The following is an 18,119-nucleotide window of genomic DNA, read 5'->3' on the forward strand; positions in this document are numbered from 1 at the left end:
TTAGGCGGCGATCTTGAGGTACTTGGTGACGTCCACCTTCACGCCGGGGGACATGGTGGAAGCGAGCGTGATGCTCGCCACGTAGCGGCCCTTCGCGCTGGCGGGGCGGGCACGCATGACGGCTTCAATGAGAGCATTGCCGTTCTCGACAAGGGCCTTCGCGTCGAAGCTTACCTTGCCAATGCCGGCGGCGATGTTGCCGTTCTTGTCGAGCTTGAAGTCGGCGCGGCCGGCCTTCACAGCCTTCACTGCACCTGCGGTGTCATCCGTCACGGTGCCTGTCTTCGGGTTGGGCATCAAACCGCGAGGTCCAAGTTGCTTACCGAGTTTACGCACTTCGGTCATCGCAGCGGGAGTGGCGATGGCGACATCGAAATCCGTGAATCCATCCTTCACCTTGGCGATGAGGTCTTCATAACCGACGATTTCCGCACCAGCGGCCTTCGCGGCGGCAGCGGCGTCGCCCTGGGCGAACACGGCCACTTTCACGCTCTTACCGGAACCGTTGGGCAGCGGGCAGGTGCCGCGAACCATCTGGTCGGACTTCTTGGGGTCGACGGTAAGTTTGAAGGACAAGCTCACCGTTTCGGAGAACTTGGCGGTCGGGAGCTTCTTGATCAGCTCGGCAGCTTCTTCGAGGGAGAAGAGCTTGTCGGCAGGCACCATTTCGGCGGCCTTGTTGTAGCGCTTGCTTCTTTGTTTCATGGATGGGGTGCAGTGGTAGCGAGCTGTGAGGCTCTCCTGCGGATTTGGATGTTATGACGACTGAAAAACTTAGCCTGCGATCTCAATGCCCATCTGGCGGGCGGTACCAGCCATGATGCGGCAGGCGGCGTCCAGATCGGTGGTGTTGAGGTCGGCAATCTTGGCCTTGGCCACGTCTTCAAGCTGCTTGCGGGTCAGCTTGGCCACCTTGGTCTTGTTGGGCTCCTTGGATCCGGAAGCCAGGTTGGCCGCCTTCTTGAGCAGGATGGAGGCCGGGGGCTGCTTCGTGATGAAGGTAAAGCTCTTGTCCTTGTAGACGGAGATGACGGTTGGCAGGATGTCACCGGCCACCTTTTGCGTGGCGGCGTTGAACTCCTTGCAGAACGCCATGATGTTCACGCCCGCCTGGCCCAGCGCAGGTCCGATCGGGGGGGCAGGATTGGCGGCTCCAGCCTTGATCTGAAGCTTGATGACTTTGACGACTTCTTTGGCCATTGCTGATTACTCCGTGTTGTGCGTTAGGTGTTTAGAAATTGGATAGCGCGGGGCGAATTGAACGGGCCACTAGGCCTTCTCGACCTGCCAGTACTCGAGGTCCACCGGCGTGGCGCGACCGAAGATGTTGACCGAGACACGAAGCAGGCCCTTGTCGGGATCCACTTCTTCGATGATGCCGGTCTGACTTTCGAAGGGACCATCCGCCACGCGGACGCTGTCACCGACGGAGAAGGAGAACTTGGGCTTGGCGCCTTCTTCGCGCTCTTTGATCTGGCCAAGGAGAGTTTCCACTTCCTTCGGACGAAGCGGAATGGGATGATCCTTGGTACCGGCGAAATTGAGGAAGCCGTCCGTTTCCTTCACAAAGTGCCAGGTCTGGACGACAGGCTTGTTGTTTTCATCCAAGAGCCACATGTTGGCCAGGATGTAACCAGGGAACACCTTGCGGGTGGATTCGCTCTTCTTGCCCTTCTTGACCTCGGCCACACGTTCGGTGGGCACGATGACCTTGTAGATGTAGTCGCCCATCTCCTCGGTCTGGATGCGGCGCTCCATGTTCTCACGCACCCGCTGCTCAAGTCCGGCGCGGACGTGGATCACGTACCACTGATCACGAGGTGAGGGGATGATAGGCATGAGGGAAACGAAAAAAATGAAAATCTGGAGGCGGCAGGACCGGCGGCGCAAGCACGGGCTAGGCCGTAAACATGCGGAAGAACATGCGCAGCGCGAAGTCGAAGAAGCCCACGAATCCGGAAAGCAGAATCATGGCAACGAACACCACGATGGTGGCATCGGTGAGCTCCTTGTATTTGGCGAAACCCTTTTCCTTGGGGTCCCAGGGCCAGGTGGCCTTCTTGAGCTCAGCCATCACTTCGGTAAGATAGCGCGTCAGGCGGGTCATGTGAACGTCAAGCAGGCTTGGACTTTCCGGAAAATTGGCACGCCAGGAGGGACTCGAACCCCCAACCAATGGTTTTGGAGACCACTACTCTACCAATTGAGCTACTGGCGTGTATGACTTGACGGACTGTCGTTATTTCTAATGCGGTTTGAAGAGATTTCAAGCAAGTGCCTTGAGGCGACAAGACCGCCGCGAGACTTCGAGCCTCGCGGCGGCTGTTCCAAACGGCACTAAATGATCAGTCGAGGATGTCGCCCACGCGGCCGGCACCCACGGTGCGGCCACCTTCGCGAATGGCGAAGCGCATCGTCTTCTCCATGGCGATCGGGGTGATCAGTTCGACTTCGATGGAGACGTTGTCACCAGGCATCACCATTTCCACGCCATCGGGGAGCTTGACGGTGCCGGTCACGTCCGTCGTACGGAAGTAGAACTGCGGGCGGTAGTTGCTGAAGAAGGGCGTGTGACGGCCACCTTCGTCCTTGGAGAGGACGTACACCTCAGCCTTGAACTTCTTGTGAGGCTTCACGGAACCGACCTTGGCGATCACCTGGCCACGCTCGACGTCGGTCTTCTTCACACCACGGAGAAGGAGGCCCACGTTGTCACCCGCACGACCTTCGTCGAGGAGCTTGCGGAACATTTCGATGTCCGTGACGGTGGTCTTGATGGTGGGGCGGATGCCGACGATTTCGACTTCGGACATCTTCTTGACGATACCGCGCTCAACACGACCGGTACAAACGGTTCCACGACCTTCGATCGCGAACACGTCTTCAATCGGCATGAGGAAGTCCTGGTCAATCGGACGCTCGGGAAGCGGGATGTAGCTGTCGACCGCGTCCATGAGCTTGAAGATGTTCGCCTTCTGGTCAGCGTCACCTTCGAGGGCCTTGAGGGCGGAGCCCTTCACGATCGGGATGTCGTCGCCAGGGAAGTTGTACTTGCTGAGCAGGTCGCGCACTTCCATTTCCACGAGGTCAAGGAGTTCGGCGTCGTCCACCATGTCCACCTTGTTCATGAAAACCACAATGGCAGGCACACCCACCTGACGGGCGAGCAGGATGTGCTCACGGGTCTGGGGCATCGGGCCGTCTGCAGCGGAAACCACAAGAATACCACCGTCCATCTGGGCAGCACCGGTGATCATGTTCTTCACATAGTCAGCGTGTCCAGGGCAGTCGACGTGCGCATAGTGGCGCTTGTCGGTTTCGTATTCCACGTGGGCGGTGTTGATGGTGATACCGCGCTCTTTTTCTTCAGGAGCAGCGTCGATTTCATCATACTTCTTCGCCTGGGCGAACCCCTTCTCCGACAGCGTCGTCGTGATCGCAGCGGTGAGCGTGGTTTTGCCGTGGTCAACGTGGCCAATCGTGCCGATGTTGACGTGCGGCTTGTTCCTCTGGAATGTTTCTTTGGCCATTGTCTTGGGTTAGTAGTGCTCGTTTGGTGTTTGGGGGAAAGTTGCGAAATCCGAGAGACGAATGGAGCTTGTGGTGGGAATTGAACCCACGACCTCGTCCTTACCAAGGACGTGCTCTACCCCTGAGCTACACAAGCGCACCAACGTCTGTGGAGACGCGCCCTTATCCCGCAAAGACAAAAAGACCCTTCCACGCGCTAGCGTAGAGAAGAGATCTCCCGGTCCTTGCCGAAAAAGAGGTCCGCAAGGTACTGGCCTGGCAATTTCTGTCAAAAAAAGTTTGATGTTTTTTTGAGCATTTTCCCTAACGGATCTTAACGGGTGCGGGCCTTGTTGAGTCAAACAGACTCAGTCCCGATGGCTGAAGCAGGAGTCGACGCCGCTTGGAAGGCGGTGATTCCGGATCATTTCGGACCTTGAAACCACACAAACAATTCAAAGCCAAGGTGTAGCAGGCCTACTCCTGCACCAACTCAACCAATGAGTCGCGGCAAAAACACCAGCCCGCCGACCACGACTGCAAATAGAGCCGCCAGCAACACCGCCGCTGCTGCCAGGTCTTTCGCCCGGCCAATCAAGGGGTGCCGCTCCCGCGTCACGGCGTCACAAGTCAGCTCAATCGCCGTGTTCACGGCCTCGGCCACCCACACCAGAGCCATGGCCGGTATCAACGCCAGCCACTCGGTCCGCGTCAGTCCGAGCCCCAGTCCCAGCCCCACCACCCCCACGGACGCCAGCAGGTGCCATCGGGCATGCGGCTGGGTCTTCAGCAGGTCCACCAGCCCGGCAAAAGCGCACCGGAAGGAGGACCACTTGAGGGTGAGTTTCATGACGCAGATGCCTTTCCCCGGGTGGCATAATACAACACCACCCCAATGATCAAGGTCGTAGCCCCCCAGGCGGTTTCCACGGGTTTGTCGATGGCGAGGGCGACGAGCATCCAGATGCTCACCAGGGAATAAAGAATCACCGGCAGCGGGTAGAACGGCACCTTGAAAGGACGCTCCACCTTCGGCATGCGCCGCCGCAGCCACGGCACGGCCAGCACGCAGAGGAAGGAGGACACTTGCAGCAGCCCCATGATGTAAAGAAGGAGCTGCTCCACCCGGCCGGTGAACATCAGCACCAGGACAAAGGCGGTGATGAGCACCACCGCGAGCCACGGCGCACCGAGGCGGTTGGGACGGTCCAGCGCACGCAGCGCGTGCGCATCCTGCCCGATGACCCGCAGCACCCGTGTACCCGAGAAGAGCATGGCGCTCACGTGGGCAATAAGACCAAATGCAATCAGCGCGCCGGCAGCATCTCCCCCACTCTGGCCAAAAATGGCACGCCCTGAGATGAGCCCCACCTGCTCCTGATTTTCCATCGCCTCCCACGGCGTGGTGATGAGGAACACCGCATTCAACATCACATAAAGCACCAGCACGGAAGCCGTGCCCCACACCAGGGCGCGCGGCACATTGCGATGCGGGTCGCGAATCTCCCCGGCGACATAGGCGGCGGCATTCCACCCTGCATACGCATACATCACATACACCAACGAGACCGCATACGACTCGCTGACATACAACCTGCCGTCCCCTGTCTTGGGGGCCAGCAGCGACCAGTCCTTCCCCGCCATGAAAAATGCCCCGGCGATGAATGCCAGGATCAGGCCAAATTTCAGCACGGTGAAGCCCAACTGAAAGCGCTCGATGAGCTGCAGATGGCAGAGCTGTACCAGCATGATGCCCAGCACCAGGCCCACGCCCAGCGCCTGCGGATGCAACTGGGGCCAGATGCCATGCATGTAGCTTCCGAACACCAGGGCCGCCGCCGCTATGGGTGCCGCGAATCCCGCCGTCATGCTCACCCACCCTGCCAGAAAGCCGAGCAGCGGATGGTATGCCTTTGTCAGCAGGTGGTACTCCCCGCCTGACCGCGGCAGCATGGCGCCCAGCTCGGCGTAGCAGAGTGCTCCGCACAAGGAGAGAATGCCACCCACCCCCCAGAGCACCAGGATGGGGAAGCCCGAAGGGATGCCCGGAAGCTGAAACCCCAGACTCGTAAATACCCCCGTGCCCACCATGCTGGCCACGACAATCGAAGTGGCGGCAGACAGGGAAAGGCTCGGGGGGCGGGCGTCGGACACCGCTCATGAATCCACAGAATCCGCCGATGGCATGTGGAATTTTCTCCTTCCGCTTGAGTCTTGCTTTATGCGCACAGGAATCCTGCTAGCCTGCCGTCGCATGTCACGCCATCGCTCCCCCCTGCGGTCCGTTTCCCTCCTCAGTGCACTCAGCGCGACGCTTTTGCTGACCCAGTGCAGCACCCCGCCCGGACCCACGGAGGTACGCCGCGCGGAGGCGGTGGATGGCACGGAGCTCTTCCCCGCTCCGGTGGAGCTCAATGTTCCCAAGAGCAACATCGCCCTGAATGACGCGGCGCGTTTTCTGGCGGGCATGCCCCCGCTCGGCGGACAGGATGCCTTTCGTGACCTGCGCGCCTCGCCGCAGTGGCAAAGCCATGCCACTCGCATGAATGGCCTGTGGCATGACTTCACGATTCGCCACGGCCAGCCTGTCAGCAACTGGGCCAGCGCGGAGATGGGCGACCTGCGCCGTGCCAATGCCGTCTTCTATCCGTTCAGCGGTCCGGATTTCCTCTTTGCGCATCTCTTCTACCCGCATGCGGAGACCTACCTGCTCTGCGGCCTGGAACCTTGCGACCCTCTCCCCGACTGGGGCTGGCTCACACCGGATGACATCGCCTCCGGTTGCGATGGCCTCTATAACTCACTCGATAACATCCTGCAGTTCTCCTATTTCATCACGAAGGAGATGAAGTCAGACCTGCAGTCCACGCGCTTCCGCGGGGTACTGCCCGTCTTCCTCGTATTCCTCGCGCGCACCGGTCACGTGGTGGAGAGCATCGATGCCGTGCGGCTCGACGGAAACGGCAACCCCGAGGTGATTTCGAAATCCAACGGCACCCCCCCCGGTCTCCTCATCCGCTACAGTGGCGTGGGTGGCTCGAAGCGCATCTTCTACTTCTCCCAGGACCTCGGTGACGGCGCGTGCAAACCCGGTGGCCCCTTCCTGCGCTTCGCCTCTTCCCTGGGCAAACCCGCCGCCCTCGCCAAGAGCGCGAGCTACCTCATGCACGAGCCCTACTTCAGCCATGTGCGCAACCACGTGCTCACCCACTGCCGCGGCATTGTCCAGGACCCGAGTGGCATCCCCTACCGTTCCTTTGCCGAGCGTGGATGGAACGTGCGCCTCTATGGCAACTACCAGCGCACGCTCGACATCTTCCAGAAGTACGAGCAGCCTGACCTCTCCTCCGCCTACCAGACCGGCGGAGGGGAGCCCATTGGCTTTGGCATCGGCTACCTCACCAATCCTGCCACGACCTCACTGATGCTGGCGCGCCCCAATTGACGACACCGCCGCCGGTACGGCCCCGAGGGGAGAATTCTCCTTGGGCTTGGTCGCATCCACCGGCACCATGAACTGCTTCCGGAACTGCTGGCCGAAGAAGCAGAGCAACGGACCTTTGGGCGTCGCGATGGCAAAATCATAGACCGCATCTCCCCGCGGTTTCAATTCACTCAGGGGGATGCGCCAGCAGCGCTTCCCGATGCCGAGGGGTAGTGGCTCGTGGCAGAGGATCATCATTTGTCCATCCTGATAGCAGGACAGCTTGCGCCGCATGGTCAGCTCATTGACCTTGCAGTGCTCCTTGATGACTCTGAGCTTCCCAAAGTCGCAGGTCTGAATTTGAAATCGTTTCAGGCCATCAAACACCTTGGAGGTGCTGAGCAGAAACCAGCAGAAGACGAAACACACGACAGAAGCGCCTGCAAGCAGGACACCCAGGGACACATAAGTCTCGGCAGCGAGAGCAAGGAAGCCAACGCTCAATGATTCGTAAGGGAAACTCATAAGACTTCGATTCATCCCGTCGAGGCACATCACGGGATGGACGAAAATTTAAATCCCTGCACGCTGATTGGAAACCGTATGGTAAAAATCTGAGGCATTATTTAGCAACCCGGCATTGCAATCATACGTGCAACGCCGGGCATGGAACCGGTCCGTGCTGACTTACGCCGAGTCCTTGATGTGCGCCCAGCAATGCACGTGGGGCGCTCCACGGAAATACCAAATCATCGCCGGTCCCTCAATCTGCCACACATCCCACACCCCATCGTTTCCGATGTCGTGGTTTTTGCTGAAGGCCATGTGCAGCGTGTCGAAGCCATTCTTCTCGATGAGCTTCATGGACTCCGCCGCGTCCTCCTTGCGGAAAGGCAGCAGCAGGTCCGCGAGCACCTTGCGCACGAGGTCCTTTTGATCCGCGGACAGCGAACCGACAGGAATGCCATCCAGCCCACTGGTCTTGCCGGAGAGCTTCACGGTATTATTCCCCTGCTCACCGCGCAGGTGATCCACCAGGGCGACCTCGCGCTGTTTGCCATCGAGCGCTGCAAAGACCTCATTCGCCCGCTTCGCCTGGTACCAGTATACATTGCCCGCGTGGTCCGCCTCTTCGTTGAAGGACTTCGCCGCGTGTCCGTAGAAAATCGGACCTCCGAACGCCGTGCCCGCAAGGCTGTCGCCATCCGCACGCCGCGTGCAGTGCCTGCCGGTCAGCACAAACTGGAACTTGCCCGTGCCCGGCTCGCCGAAGAGCGCAATGCTCGCACTGCCGAACCCGCCGTCACCCTTGTTGTCCGCATCGAACTGCTCCCAGACCTTCGCCTTGTACTCGTCGCTGTGGAGTTTGTCGAAGGCTTCACGAACCATCGCCTGCTGGTCCTTGCCCAGCACCTGGTCGATGCGCTTGGGCGTGATGTGCCAGTTGTTGTCCACCTTCCCCCGCAGCTTGTGCTCATACGGGAAGCACAGCTCCTTGCGCTGCGCTTCATCGAGTGACTTGTACAGCGTGGTCACGAGCGTCTCGGAAGCAGGCAGCTTGGGCGCAGCAGCAGCAGTGGCGGCACTGGCCTCAGAAAAGGCGCGGCTTCCCATGAGGGCACCGCCAGCGGCGGTGAGGCCCTGAAGAATGAAATCGCGGCGGGTCGGCGTGGGCGTGTTCATGGCAGGAGTTACGAGGCGGCGGCTGCCATGTTACAAGAATTTCGTGCGCCGGGGCAAGCTGCGCTTCCGATGCGACGCCGGGAAAAAGCCCTGGCCTTGAGTTCACCCTAGATGAGAGGATTGCAGGCGGCGGACTGATGGGGAAGCAAGACCTCAGCCTGCTCCATTCATCTTTCCACGGCAGCTAAAGCAGCCGCTCCTTGGGGTGGCATTGGCTACGCTGCTCCTCCCCCCTCACTCCACATTCTGCACCTGCTCGCGAATCTTCTCCAACTCCGTCTTCGCGCGCACCACCAACTGCGCAAGCTGGGCGTGGTTCGCCTTGCTGCCCATGGTGTTGAACTCACGGAACAGCTCCTGCGAGAGAAAATCCAGTGACCGACCCACGGGCTCGCCGCTGTCCATATAGGTTCTGAACTGCGCGATGTGGCTCTCCGCGCGCGTCTGCTCCTCTGTCGTATCAATGCGGTCCGCGAAGAGCGCGATTTCCTTCACGAGACGCTCGTCATCCAAAGGCAGCGGCAGGCCTGCGTCTTCCAGGCGCTGGCGGAGCAGTTCCCGCTGGCGCTGCACGATCTGCGGTGAAATTTCACGTGCCTCCTTCAGCATCACCTGCAGCGCATCCAGTCGGGAAGTGATGTCCTGCTTGAGGTTCAGGCCCTCCGTCTTCCGCATCGCGATCATCTGCGTCACGGCGGCATCCACCGCCTTCTCCAGATGCGGCAGGGCCTCCTCGGGGGTCCATGAGCTCTGCTCAATTGTGAAGACACCTGGCCACCGCGTCATCTCCGTGAGGGAGAGGTTTTGAGTGATGTGCATCTTCTGGGCGAGGTTGGTCAGGGCATTGGCATACTGCTGGGCGAGTGCCTCATCCACGCGCAGCGTGCTCCCTGTCCCCGAGCCCTGGTCCATGGAAATGCTCACCTGCACACGGCCACGCGAGAGTCGTGAGGCACAGCGATTGCGCAGGGGAATCTCAAGCTCCGACAGTTCGCGCGGCAGGCTGATCACCAGCTCCAGCTGCTTACGATTGATGGAGGAGGCTTCCGCGCGCCATACAATGCCATCGGCGATTGATTCGCCGCGGCCAAATCCTGTCATGCTGTGCATTCCCAATGCTTGTGGCGAAACGTTCAAAATTGCAATAGTGGAATGAGGCGATGCCAGACCTGCAAAATGGGAGCAGTCATATTCAGTGGTGCGGCAGCCGTCCGGTGGGGCAACAGCGTAGGGTTGACGCATGCGACTCCTTTTTCACTCCTGCCTAAGTGTTTTCTTCACGGCTCTGACCACGGCTCTGGTGCCGGCAGCGGAATTGATTGATCCTGCGGCCCGCGGTTTCGGCAAGCCCTCCTATGCGTTGGATTTCACCTGGCAGGATGAGCTTTCCCTCGACGACGGTCCCGGAGGGCTGGAGATGTGGGAGGCACGAGCGCTGGTGCCCCTGGCAAAGTTTGGAGATGAAAACCTGATGTTCGGTCTTTCACTAGGCTATGAGGCGCGCGGCTTTGATTTGGGGGGAGAGATTCCCATCGATACCGATCTGCATGTCCTGGAAACCCAGGTTGCTGTGCGCTGGCAACCGAAGGATTCCCGCTGGTGGGGCCTCGGATTCGTCACTCCGGGACTCGCCACTGATTTCGAGGATGTGGATGGTGACGCTTTCAACCTTACGGCGCTCGCCATCGCCGGGTACCAGTGGAGTGACACGCTGGATTTTGCCGGTGGCGTGGTGATGACATATGACCTTGGCGATGTGAAGGTCTACCCAGCGCTGGGCTTTATTTGGGAGCCCTCGAAAGAGTTCATCGTTCAGGCTACACCCCCCATTGTTGCCGTAGGATGGCGCCCTGTAGATTCCTGGACGCTGGCCCTGGTAACCTACCCTGCAGGTGGTGGCTGGAGCGTTGGTTCAGGTGAAGAAGAGGTTCGTCAAATCGACCTCACCCTCTGGCGTGCTGCGCTCAGCTTGGAGAAGAGTGTGGGCGACCATTGGAGCTTCTCGTTGCGCGCGGGGGTGAGCTTTGGTGGTGAGTTGGAGCTCCGCAGTGAGAGCGAACGCGTGCTACGCGATACTGACCTGGATCCTGCCATCTTTGCTGCTGCCGCCGTGAAGTGGAGTTTCTAGCTCCTGAGTAGCAAGGAGAGCGGGGACCGTGCGCCTTCTCAAGGTGGCTAGGGAATGCCCACCGGTTGCAGAATCTTCTCGGCCTCCGGATTCAGCCTCGGCCATGTGGCCTTGGTCATGTCAGGAATGGTCACCTGCTGCTGGGCATTCACGCTCACTGGAACGAAGCCGAGCACTTCAATCATTTCCACATCGTGACCCAGATGTGCCTTCGGGTCGATGTTACGCACCCCGATCACGAGCACTGGCTCGCCCCGGGGAATGTCCGCGGGCACGGCACGCAGTTGCAGCGTGGCACGCCCGGTGCCTGCATGCTCAAGCTGCTGGACAAACGCCACCGTGCGCTCATACGGACGGGTTTCGAAGCTCCGGGCCCAGTGGTTTTGGTTTTCCGAAGGACCGAGCTCGCACACATACTCGCCGAATTTGCACACGGAAATCAGGAGTCGTGGGTCATCTGTCCTCGCATCTCCGAGCACAGGGTACTCCTTTCGCGCGGCATCGAGCATTTGTTGCCGCGTCTCTGGTGACACGGAGAGCACGGCCTTCGGCTTGTCTTTGTTGAGCAGGTAGAAGGCGGTCGCTGCCACGCTGGCCACACTGGCATGCGCGATGAGCAGGACCCCCACCAGAGAGGCGAAGGAGGTGACTCCGCGTGCGGGGTAGCCCGTGCTGCGGCGCTTCTGTTTGGAATTGCGCTTGTCCTGCACCACAGGGGCGACCGTCGGGACAAAGGTGGGGCCGTGACTCTGGCGCCGCGCGCCACGCAGCAGCAGCGTCGCCAGCACCCGCATGAAGCCCGCGCCACCGGCCACCAGCATGAGAGGCATGCCCCACTCACAGCAGGTCCACATGCGGCGCCCGAGGCTGCCACCTGTCATACCTGTGAGCAGAGCCACAAAGGGGATGCCCACTGCGACCAGTGCCCATAGCGGGCGTCGCTCCGGAGGGCTCACATAGAGCACGAGAATGGTTGCCAGCGGCCACATCCATACTGCAGACAGGCCGTGGAGAGCGAGCGTGGCCAGCAGCACGAGCACGGCAGACACTGCCGCTGCCCATGCTTCCACTTGCCGGAAGAGAAACGCCGCTGCCCCAAGCAGTCCAATGAGCACCACACCGAAGTGATCCGGTCCGTGAAACTCCCACCACTGGAAGAAGGTCGTGATGCCACGCCAGATGGTCTGGAGATAGCGACCGGGGTGGTCTTTCACCGCAGCCCTGTATTTTTCCATGTAGTAGCGGTAGCGCTCGCCGTGTGTATTGGCCACGCCATCCTGCTGCCACTCCGCTGCCACCTCCGTGCTCCAGCGACCGTCTTCCGTCGCCGTGGCGTACATGAGATTCGCGCTGCTCGTGGAGAGGTTGTTCACCCCATGTACGATATGCTGCCGCGCAATCCAGGGAGCCCAGGTGAGAGCGACCATGAACGCGAGAAAGATCGTGCGCCCCAAGGCGCTGAAAAGTCCATTGCGAATCTTCCACGTGACAAACGCCACGAGACCATAGCCGATGAGGGCAAAGAATCCGAAGCCCGAGGCGAGGTTCGCGCAAGCCAGCAGCACAGCGGCAAGAGCGATGCGCCACACCTCTGGTTTTGCCAGGGCCACGCCCAGCGCGAGCACCGCTGCCGTGCCGAAGAGCACACCGAGCGTCTCTGTCAGCATGAGCTGGGAGAAGGAGATGTAGTCTTCTCCAAAGGCAATCTCCATCGCACCCGCGAGACCCGCGAGGCGCGACCCCGCCTTCACCCCGATGGCACACACCACGGCCGCAGCCAGTGCCAGCCAGAAGGCGTTCAGCATTTTCGCCACCAGCAGCGAGGGTCCGGTGAGCATGTAGATCAAACTCACCATCGCCGGATACAGTGGCCGTTGAGCAGCAAAGCCACCCTCAAATCCTCGTCCCGCCGCCATGTTGATGGCCAGTTCATCCCAGCCTGCGGCATCTGAGTAGGGCACCCCTTTCACTGAGAAGCAGCCCTCGGAGTATTCCAACGCAGCAGGCAGGCGCCACAGCGTGGTGACCAGCGCCACGGCGAATACGGCGCCCACAACGGTCAGGGCGGACACAGCGTTCAGCTTGTCCGCCGCGTCTGCCGCCATCTTTCTCGCCTCAGGGTGCCTCGCGGCAGCCGTACCGCCAGCGACGAGCAGGAGAACGGAGATGACCCACCAACCTTCGCTCACGGGACGGGGCAGCAGCAGGGCCAGGCTCCGCACATAGGGCTCCGGGTTCTCATTTCCCGGCAGGGAAAAGTAGATGTAGTCCTTTTGAATCTTGTACGTGCCTTGTCCCTTCTCCACGATGGTGGAGGCATGCGGTACCCGGATGCCGGTGGGCACGCCATCTTTCAGGAACTGCACCTCATGCGCCGCCACGGAGCCGCGGCCCCACTCGGGCAGCTTGGTCTTCCAGGCAAAGCCGTCCTGCTTCAGCTTCTCTGCTGCCGGCATGGGCCAGATGCGCTGGGACAGGGTGCCGAATTGATCCTGCACCACGGCGGCCAGCAGGAGCAGCAGACCCAGAGCAGCAGTCGCGAGCGCGGTGAGCGCAGCCGGACGCGTCTCCCACCAAGTGGTTAGCGCGTGGGGCATGGGAGGAAGGACAAACACTTTTCCTTCATAGAGGGGCTAAGTTTGAGGTGCAAGATCGCTTTGTTTCAGAAGCATGGTATGCTCCCGGCCCCTTTCCCCTCATGCTTTCTGCCCGACTCCTTGCCCTCGAAACCTCTTGCGATGAGACTGCTGCGTCGGTGCTCACCGCGGAGGGTGCCGTGCTGAGCAGTGTGGTAGCCTCGCAAATCGAGGCACATCGCATTTATGGCGGTGTGGTGCCGGAGGTGGCCTCGCGCAATCATATCCTGCACATGCGCGCGCTGGTGGAGCAGGCGGTGGAGGAGGCTGGGGTCACGTTGAAGGACATCGGGGCTTTCGCCGCCACGAGTGGTCCCGGGTTGGTGAGTTCACTGCTCATCGGCAGCACCACTGCCAAGGCGCTCGCACTGGCGGAGGGGCGTCCCTTCCTCGCCATCAATCACCTGGAGGGACATCTTCTTTCGCCCTTCATGCCCACGGGTGAAAGTGCTCCGGAGACGCTGCCGGAGATTCCCCCACACGTGGCACTCATCGTAAGCGGAGGTCACACCATGTTGCTGCACGTGCGTGGCGTGGGGGATTACAAGCTACTGGGCCGCACCCGCGATGATGCAGCTGGCGAAGCCTTCGATAAAGTGGCGAAGATGCTCGGCCTGCCCTATCCCGGTGGACCGGAAATCGATCGCCGCGCGAAAGCAGGGCGTCGCGATGCCTATGATTTCCCGCGCAGCATGATGGAACGCGGCAGCAACGAATTCTCCTTCAGCGGGCTGAAGACCTCCGTGCTCTATCTCCTGCCGAAGGTGGACCTCACCTCGGAGCGGGTCATGGCGGATGTGTGCGCCTCCTTCCAGGAAGCCGTGGTGGAAGTGCTGGTGGAAAAGACCGTGCGCGCTGCGCGTGCCTGTGGGGAGAAGCTTGTCGCCGTAAGTGGCGGCGTGAGCTGCAACAGCCGTGTGCGCGAACTCTTCGCAAAACGCGCGAAGGACTTCGGCCTCACCCTCCAGCTCGCGGAACCAAGCTACAGCACGGACAACGCCGCCATGATTGGTTTCGCCGCCGTGCAGCGGTGGAAGGCGGGGTACTCTTCGCCGCTGGAGGTGGATGTGAATCCGAACTTGCCGCTGGTGGGTTAGTCATCCCAAAGCGGTCCCTTCCAAGGAGGGGCTTGTTTTGGCCGCCGTTGATGGTGGAGGTGCCGCACCGTTTTCTCATTGAGCTCGTGGTGCGCGTGTGCCTACCATGCGCCCATGAAATCCGGCAGCGCGCCCAAGGATGCAGCCTCCCTCATGGAGTGGCTCATGGACAAGTCCGTGAATGGCGCTGCGCCACTTTCCACTGCGGAGAATCTGGCGCAGGAGTACCTCATCGATGAATCCTACGCGGATGATGGCGCGCGCATCGATGCCCTCATCCAGTGGGAGACCACGAAAAACTTCACTGCGGGTTTCATCACCGGGCTGGGCGGCATTCTCACCATGCCCGTGAGTGTGCCGGCAGACATGCTGGCCTCCTGGCTTATTCAGGCACGCATGTCCGCGGCTATTGCGCGCATCTGTGGGTTCGACTTGGGTTCGGATCGCGTGCAGACCTTCATCCTTGCCAGTCTCGCCGGTGACGCTGTGAAGGACGTGGGCAAGGCTGCCGGTCTCGACCTCACGCAGGGTGTCACCAAGGCCATGATGAACAAACTCTCCGCCGAGGTGGTGGCGGAAGTGCAGGCACAGGTGGGGAAGCGACTGATGGCTGCCGCCGCGAAGAAAGGGGCTGCCAGCCTCGCCCGCGGCATTCCCCTGCTGGGAGGTGTGGTGGGTGGTGTCTTCGACGCCACAGCCTGCAATGTCGTGGGACGCACGGCGAAGGCGCTGTTCTATCCACGACGGAAGAGGCGCACGGCCTGACCCACGTAGGTCCGTGTCCCTTCGCGAGAATTGCCTTGGAAATACACTCGCGAAGGGACTCGCGAGCTACGTTATGGTGTCCTTGACACTTCCGCTTGTCTCATCGCAACATCCCCGCCATGACGCGTTTCCATTTCTCCACCACCCTGTGTGCTGCGGCCTTCGCGGCCATGTTCTGCACCTGCACCACCTCGTGGGCCAAGGACGATCGCAAGCCCGCCGTGCTCGCTCCGGCACTGCAGAAGTTTGTGGATGACAGCACCATTTCCGGCGCCGTGCTTATGGTCACCTCTCCGGACAAGGTACTCGCCCTGGAAACCGTGGGCTCCGCGAATCTGGAGAGCAAGGAGACCATGAAGCAGGACGCCATGTTCTGGATTGCCTCCATGACCAAGCCCATGACGGCAATGGGACTCATGATGCTGGTCGAAGAGGGTAAGCTGAGTATCGATGACCCGGTGGAAAAACACCTGCCCGAGTTCAAGGGGCAGATGATCATCGAGGAGAAGACTCCGGAGCGCGTCGTGCTGAAGAAACCGCAGCGTCCCATCACGGTGAAGGACCTGCTCACCCACACCAGTGGCCTCACCGGTAATCTCCCCGGTGAAGGCAGCGTACTGGACGCGCTTACCCTGCACGGCGCAGTGGTCGGCTATGCCATTTCACCCCTGCAATTCGAGCCCGGCAGCAAGTGGCAGTACTGCAACCCTGGCATCAATACACTCGGTCGCCTCATCGAGGTGAAGAGCGGCCTGCCCTTTGCCCAGTTCATGCAGGAGCGCTTCTTTGAGCCGCTCGGCATGAAGGACACCACCTTCTGGCCCACCGAGGCGCAACTCAAGCGCATCGCCACTTCCTACAAGCCCGGCCCTGACAACAAAGGTCTCGAAGCCACCACCGTGAAGTATCTGAGCCCAAATCTGAAGGACAAGCAGCGCATGCCCCTCGCTGCCGGCGGTCTTTTCTCCACTGCCTCAGACCTCGCGAAGATGTACCAGATGGTGCTCAACGGCGGCAAGCTGGGCAAGAAGCGCTATCTCAAGGAGGAGACGCTCAAGCTCATGACCACCAACCAGACCGGTGACCTCAAGGTGAGCTTCTCCGACGGCATGCACATGGGCTTGGGCTTCCATATCGTGAATACTCCCGTGGGGGTCACGGAGGCGCTGAGCCCCGGCAGCTTCGGCCACGGAGGTGCCTACGGAACGCAGGCTTGGATCGATCCCACCAGGAAGCTCGCCATCGTCCTCCTCATCCAGCGCGCCGGTCTGCCCAACTCGGACAAGAGCGACATGCGCGCGGCCCTCCAGCGGGCCGCGGTGGATGCGTTTGGCAAAGAGGCGGCGGCGCAGTGAGTGGGTCGCCTGGTTCGCTCATTTGAACTCAGTGTCGAACAACGAACCGGTCGCAAGAGCCAGGAACTTGCTGCGACCGTCCGGGTTTGACGCCGTGTGCTTCTGCAAGGGAACGCAATTGGTTTCGAAGTGCAGCAGCTGTTTGGTCTCCGCATCGCGCAGACCAAAGACATACCATTTGTAGACAGCGCCACCCACGTTCGAAGTGTCGCGGTAGGAGTCAAATTGAGTCTTGGACGGCCTGAATTCCAGCTCCCGCTTGATCGCCTTGTCCACGGCGGCGATTTGAATGGTTTCGGCCGCGTGCACCTTGTAAATTTCACGGCGCTCACGGTATTTCGCCCCGGTGTCCATGGCGATGATGAGCATCGTAGCCTCCATGGCGCCCTGGGGTTGGGTGGCTGCCCCTTCCACAATCACCGAGGGTGTGATGGTCATCTTCTGCATGTAGAAGGAGCCCTGGACAGGGTCGCGCTTGGTCGCCACCTTGGGCTGGACCCTCAGGCTGGGAAACTTCTTCTGGAGGGCTGCCGGTACATTCGTTTGTGCGGAGGCCGCGCCGGTCAGTAGCAAGGCTGCCATCAAGAAAAGGGAGACACGTTTCATAGGGAGAAAGTGATGAAGGTAGGTTCTTTCACGTAAGCCAAGACCTGTCACAGAGCCAACGCCTATATAGGGAAAATATTGTCAATTGTCTGTAAAAAATCTCATGACAACTCGGACAGGTTCCCATCGTGGTTGCCAAGACTCCGTGCATCCCCGCTTGTGCGTCCGCCAACTCCGTGACAGCATGCGGCCATGAGTCCTGCTTTCTACCATATTGCTCACCTGGTTGGATTGATTCTCCTCTTCGTCGGATTCGGCGCGCTCGCCTCCGGCAATCGGAAGGGAATGATGTATCACGGCATTGGCCTGCTCATCCTGCTCATCGCGGGATTTGGGATGATTGCGAAGATCAAACAGGGAATGCCGTCCATGTCCTACACGGAGCCTTGGTTGATTGCGAAATACGCGATTTTCCTCATTTTGGGTCTTGTTCTCCCAGTGTTGGCAAAACGGAAAATGCTGCCGGCGAACGCAGTACTTTGGATTGCAATTCTGCTGGGTGGCTGTGCGGCGTATCTGGGCAAGATGCAGGGTGCCGCGTTCTTGTTTTTGAAGGCAGCTGGTTCCTGAGTTTCTTCCCAACGAGGGTGGTGATGGGTAAATTCGTGATAAATGTCGTTGGGTCTTCTTACGCCGAAGGCGTTGAACATGCAAAGCCCAGGGTCAGCTCGCAAAGCGGGCGCCACCCTGGGGGAGGTAGTTTTTCATGAACGCCGAAGGTGTTCGATAAAGGCAGCTCATGCGGCGTGCCGTACTTCTTACCACGACGCCGCATATGTGGAACACCTACGGCGTTCAGCAAGTTTCGGGAGCATTCCCGAGGTGGCGCCCGCTTCGCGGGCTGACCTCGGGCTATTCAATGTACAACGCCTTCGGCGTAGGAGCTACCAAGAGCCGCAACGTAGTTCGTTGGAT

18 protein-coding genes and 2 tRNA genes are annotated in these 18,119 nt (G+C 60.3%); 6 read left to right on the top strand and 14 right to left on the bottom strand.

Annotation, left to right across the window (positions count from 1 at the left end; genetic code table 11):
• The 9 genes from rplA to DES53_RS17110 all read right to left on the bottom strand — a co-directional run bounded on the left by rplA (position 1) and on the right by DES53_RS17110 (position 5,664).
• Positions 1-705, bottom strand: coding sequence for a 50S ribosomal protein L1 (gene rplA / locus DES53_RS17070; protein ID WP_113959506.1), 705 nt, complete (start codon positions 703-705; stop codon positions 1-3).
• Between the two features lie 69 nt (positions 706-774).
• Entirely contained in the window at positions 775-1,200 is a 426-nt protein-coding gene (gene rplK, locus DES53_RS17075) for a 50S ribosomal protein L11 (protein ID WP_113959507.1), read from the bottom strand.
• Between the two features lie 69 nt (positions 1,201-1,269).
• Positions 1,270-1,839 carry a transcription termination/antitermination protein NusG gene (nusG, locus tag DES53_RS17080; protein WP_113959508.1) on the bottom strand — a complete coding sequence of 190 codons (570 nt, stop codon included), beginning with the start codon at positions 1,837-1,839 and terminating at the stop codon, positions 1,270-1,272.
• A 58-nt stretch (positions 1,840-1,897) separates the two neighbouring features.
• Positions 1,898-2,107, bottom strand: coding sequence for a preprotein translocase subunit SecE (locus tag DES53_RS17085; RefSeq protein WP_113959509.1), 210 nt, complete (start codon positions 2,105-2,107; stop codon positions 1,898-1,900).
• 35 nt (positions 2,108-2,142) lie between these two features.
• Positions 2,143-2,218, bottom strand: a tRNA-Trp gene (locus DES53_RS17090).
• A gap of 127 nt (positions 2,219-2,345) precedes the next feature.
• On the bottom strand, positions 2,346-3,530 hold the full coding sequence (gene tuf, locus DES53_RS17095; RefSeq protein WP_113959510.1) for an elongation factor Tu: 1,185 nt from the start codon (positions 3,528-3,530) through the stop codon (positions 2,346-2,348).
• 62 nt (positions 3,531-3,592) lie between these two features.
• Positions 3,593-3,667 (bottom strand) — tRNA-Thr (locus DES53_RS17100).
• 336 nt (positions 3,668-4,003) lie between these two features.
• Positions 4,004-4,360 (bottom strand): diacylglycerol kinase family protein, encoded by a 357-nt coding sequence (locus DES53_RS17105; RefSeq protein ID WP_113959511.1) that lies wholly within the window; start codon positions 4,358-4,360, stop codon positions 4,004-4,006.
• Positions 4,357-5,664 (bottom strand): APC family permease, encoded by a 1,308-nt coding sequence (locus tag DES53_RS17110; protein WP_147263450.1) that lies wholly within the window; start codon positions 5,662-5,664, stop codon positions 4,357-4,359. The genes DES53_RS17105 and DES53_RS17110 overlap by 4 nt, the downstream gene beginning before the upstream one ends.
• Before the next feature lie 100 nt (positions 5,665-5,764).
• Between DES53_RS17110 and DES53_RS17115 the strand changes: the two genes are divergently transcribed.
• On the top strand, positions 5,765-6,955 hold the full coding sequence (locus DES53_RS17115) for a hypothetical protein (protein ID WP_113959513.1): 1,191 nt from the start codon (positions 5,765-5,767) through the stop codon (positions 6,953-6,955).
• Here the strand turns inward: DES53_RS17115 and DES53_RS17120 are convergent.
• From DES53_RS17120 to DES53_RS17130, 3 genes are all read right to left on the bottom strand, one after another.
• Entirely contained in the window at positions 6,929-7,459 is a 531-nt protein-coding gene (locus tag DES53_RS17120) for a hypothetical protein (RefSeq protein ID WP_147263451.1), read from the bottom strand. The genes DES53_RS17115 and DES53_RS17120 overlap by 27 nt on opposite strands.
• A 162-nt stretch (positions 7,460-7,621) precedes the next feature.
• Positions 7,622-8,617: a DUF3500 domain-containing protein gene (locus DES53_RS17125; protein WP_113959515.1), complete on the bottom strand. Its 996-nt coding sequence runs from the start codon at positions 8,615-8,617 to the stop codon at positions 7,622-7,624.
• A gap of 234 nt (positions 8,618-8,851) precedes the next feature.
• Positions 8,852-9,718, bottom strand: coding sequence for a YicC/YloC family endoribonuclease (locus DES53_RS17130; protein ID WP_170157181.1), 867 nt, complete (start codon positions 9,716-9,718; stop codon positions 8,852-8,854).
• Between the two features lie 139 nt (positions 9,719-9,857).
• Between DES53_RS17130 and DES53_RS17135 the strand changes: the two genes are divergently transcribed.
• The gene (locus tag DES53_RS17135) at positions 9,858-10,745 is read left to right on the top strand and encodes a DUF6268 family outer membrane beta-barrel protein (protein WP_113959517.1); all 888 of its coding nucleotides are present in this window, start codon (positions 9,858-9,860) and stop codon (positions 10,743-10,745) included.
• Between the two features lie 47 nt (positions 10,746-10,792).
• On the opposite strand, the gene DES53_RS17140 is transcribed toward DES53_RS17135, so the two are convergent.
• Complete coding sequence (locus tag DES53_RS17140) at positions 10,793-13,342, bottom strand: hypothetical protein (protein ID WP_113959518.1); 2,550 nt, start codon at positions 13,340-13,342, stop codon at positions 10,793-10,795.
• Between the two features lie 101 nt (positions 13,343-13,443).
• Here DES53_RS17140 and tsaD point away from each other — a divergent pair, with 101 nt between their 5' ends.
• From tsaD to DES53_RS17155, 3 genes are all read left to right on the top strand, one after another.
• Positions 13,444-14,478, top strand: coding sequence for a tRNA (adenosine(37)-N6)-threonylcarbamoyltransferase complex transferase subunit TsaD (gene tsaD, locus DES53_RS17145; protein WP_113959519.1), 1,035 nt, complete (start codon positions 13,444-13,446; stop codon positions 14,476-14,478).
• 114 nt (positions 14,479-14,592) lie between these two features.
• Positions 14,593-15,243 (top strand): EcsC family protein, encoded by a 651-nt coding sequence (locus DES53_RS17150; protein ID WP_113959520.1) that lies wholly within the window; start codon positions 14,593-14,595, stop codon positions 15,241-15,243.
• 119 nt (positions 15,244-15,362) lie between these two features.
• A complete protein-coding gene (locus tag DES53_RS17155; protein WP_113959521.1) occupies positions 15,363-16,598 on the top strand; it encodes a serine hydrolase domain-containing protein in 1,236 nt (411 codons plus the stop codon).
• 18 nt (positions 16,599-16,616) lie between these two features.
• Here DES53_RS17155 and DES53_RS17160 read toward each other — a convergent pair whose 3' ends face one another.
• Positions 16,617-17,204, bottom strand: coding sequence for a hypothetical protein (locus DES53_RS17160; protein WP_113959522.1), 588 nt, complete (start codon positions 17,202-17,204; stop codon positions 16,617-16,619).
• A gap of 192 nt (positions 17,205-17,396) precedes the next feature.
• On the opposite strand from DES53_RS17160, the gene DES53_RS17165 reads away from it, so the two are divergent.
• A complete protein-coding gene (locus tag DES53_RS17165; RefSeq protein ID WP_147263452.1) occupies positions 17,397-17,774 on the top strand; it encodes a hypothetical protein in 378 nt (125 codons plus the stop codon).
• The last annotated feature ends 345 nt before the right edge of the window (positions 17,775-18,119 follow it).

It is taken from the genome of Roseimicrobium gellanilyticum, from assembly GCF_003315205.1.
Classification (GTDB): domain Bacteria; phylum Verrucomicrobiota; class Verrucomicrobiia; order Verrucomicrobiales; family Verrucomicrobiaceae; genus Roseimicrobium; species Roseimicrobium gellanilyticum.

What these genes read in the sequence shown, in the direction of transcription:
- rplA (WP_113959506.1), bottom strand. Translation starts at nt 705, where the DNA reads ATGAAACAAAGAAGCAAGCGCTACAACAAGGCCGCCGAAATGGTGCCT.
- rplK (WP_113959507.1), bottom strand. Translation starts at nt 1,200, where the DNA reads ATGGCCAAAGAAGTCGTCAAAGTCATCAAGCTTCAGATCAAGGCTGGA.
- nusG (WP_113959508.1), bottom strand. Translation starts at nt 1,839, where the DNA reads ATGCCTATCATCCCCTCACCTCGTGATCAGTGGTACGTGATCCACGTC.
- DES53_RS17085 (WP_113959509.1), bottom strand. Translation starts at nt 2,107, where the DNA reads ATGACCCGCCTGACGCGCTATCTTACCGAAGTGATGGCTGAGCTCAAG.
- tuf (WP_113959510.1), bottom strand. Translation starts at nt 3,530, where the DNA reads ATGGCCAAAGAAACATTCCAGAGGAACAAGCCGCACGTCAACATCGGC.
- DES53_RS17105 (WP_113959511.1), bottom strand. Translation starts at nt 4,360, where the DNA reads ATGAAACTCACCCTCAAGTGGTCCTCCTTCCGGTGCGCTTTTGCCGGG.
- DES53_RS17115 (WP_113959513.1), top strand. Translation starts at nt 5,765, where the DNA reads ATGTCACGCCATCGCTCCCCCCTGCGGTCCGTTTCCCTCCTCAGTGCA.
- DES53_RS17120 (WP_147263451.1), bottom strand. Translation starts at nt 7,459, where the DNA reads ATGAGTTTCCCTTACGAATCATTGAGCGTTGGCTTCCTTGCTCTCGCT.
- DES53_RS17125 (WP_113959515.1), bottom strand. Translation starts at nt 8,617, where the DNA reads ATGAACACGCCCACGCCGACCCGCCGCGATTTCATTCTTCAGGGCCTC.
- DES53_RS17130 (WP_170157181.1), bottom strand. Translation starts at nt 9,718, where the DNA reads ATGACAGGATTTGGCCGCGGCGAATCAATCGCCGATGGCATTGTATGG.
- DES53_RS17135 (WP_113959517.1), top strand. Translation starts at nt 9,858, where the DNA reads ATGCGACTCCTTTTTCACTCCTGCCTAAGTGTTTTCTTCACGGCTCTG.
- DES53_RS17140 (WP_113959518.1), bottom strand. Translation starts at nt 13,342, where the DNA reads ATGCCCCACGCGCTAACCACTTGGTGGGAGACGCGTCCGGCTGCGCTC.
- tsaD (WP_113959519.1), top strand. Translation starts at nt 13,444, where the DNA reads ATGCTTTCTGCCCGACTCCTTGCCCTCGAAACCTCTTGCGATGAGACT.
- DES53_RS17150 (WP_113959520.1), top strand. Translation starts at nt 14,593, where the DNA reads ATGAAATCCGGCAGCGCGCCCAAGGATGCAGCCTCCCTCATGGAGTGG.
- DES53_RS17155 (WP_113959521.1), top strand. Translation starts at nt 15,363, where the DNA reads ATGACGCGTTTCCATTTCTCCACCACCCTGTGTGCTGCGGCCTTCGCG.
- DES53_RS17160 (WP_113959522.1), bottom strand. Translation starts at nt 17,204, where the DNA reads ATGAAACGTGTCTCCCTTTTCTTGATGGCAGCCTTGCTACTGACCGGC.
- DES53_RS17165 (WP_147263452.1), top strand. Translation starts at nt 17,397, where the DNA reads ATGAGTCCTGCTTTCTACCATATTGCTCACCTGGTTGGATTGATTCTC.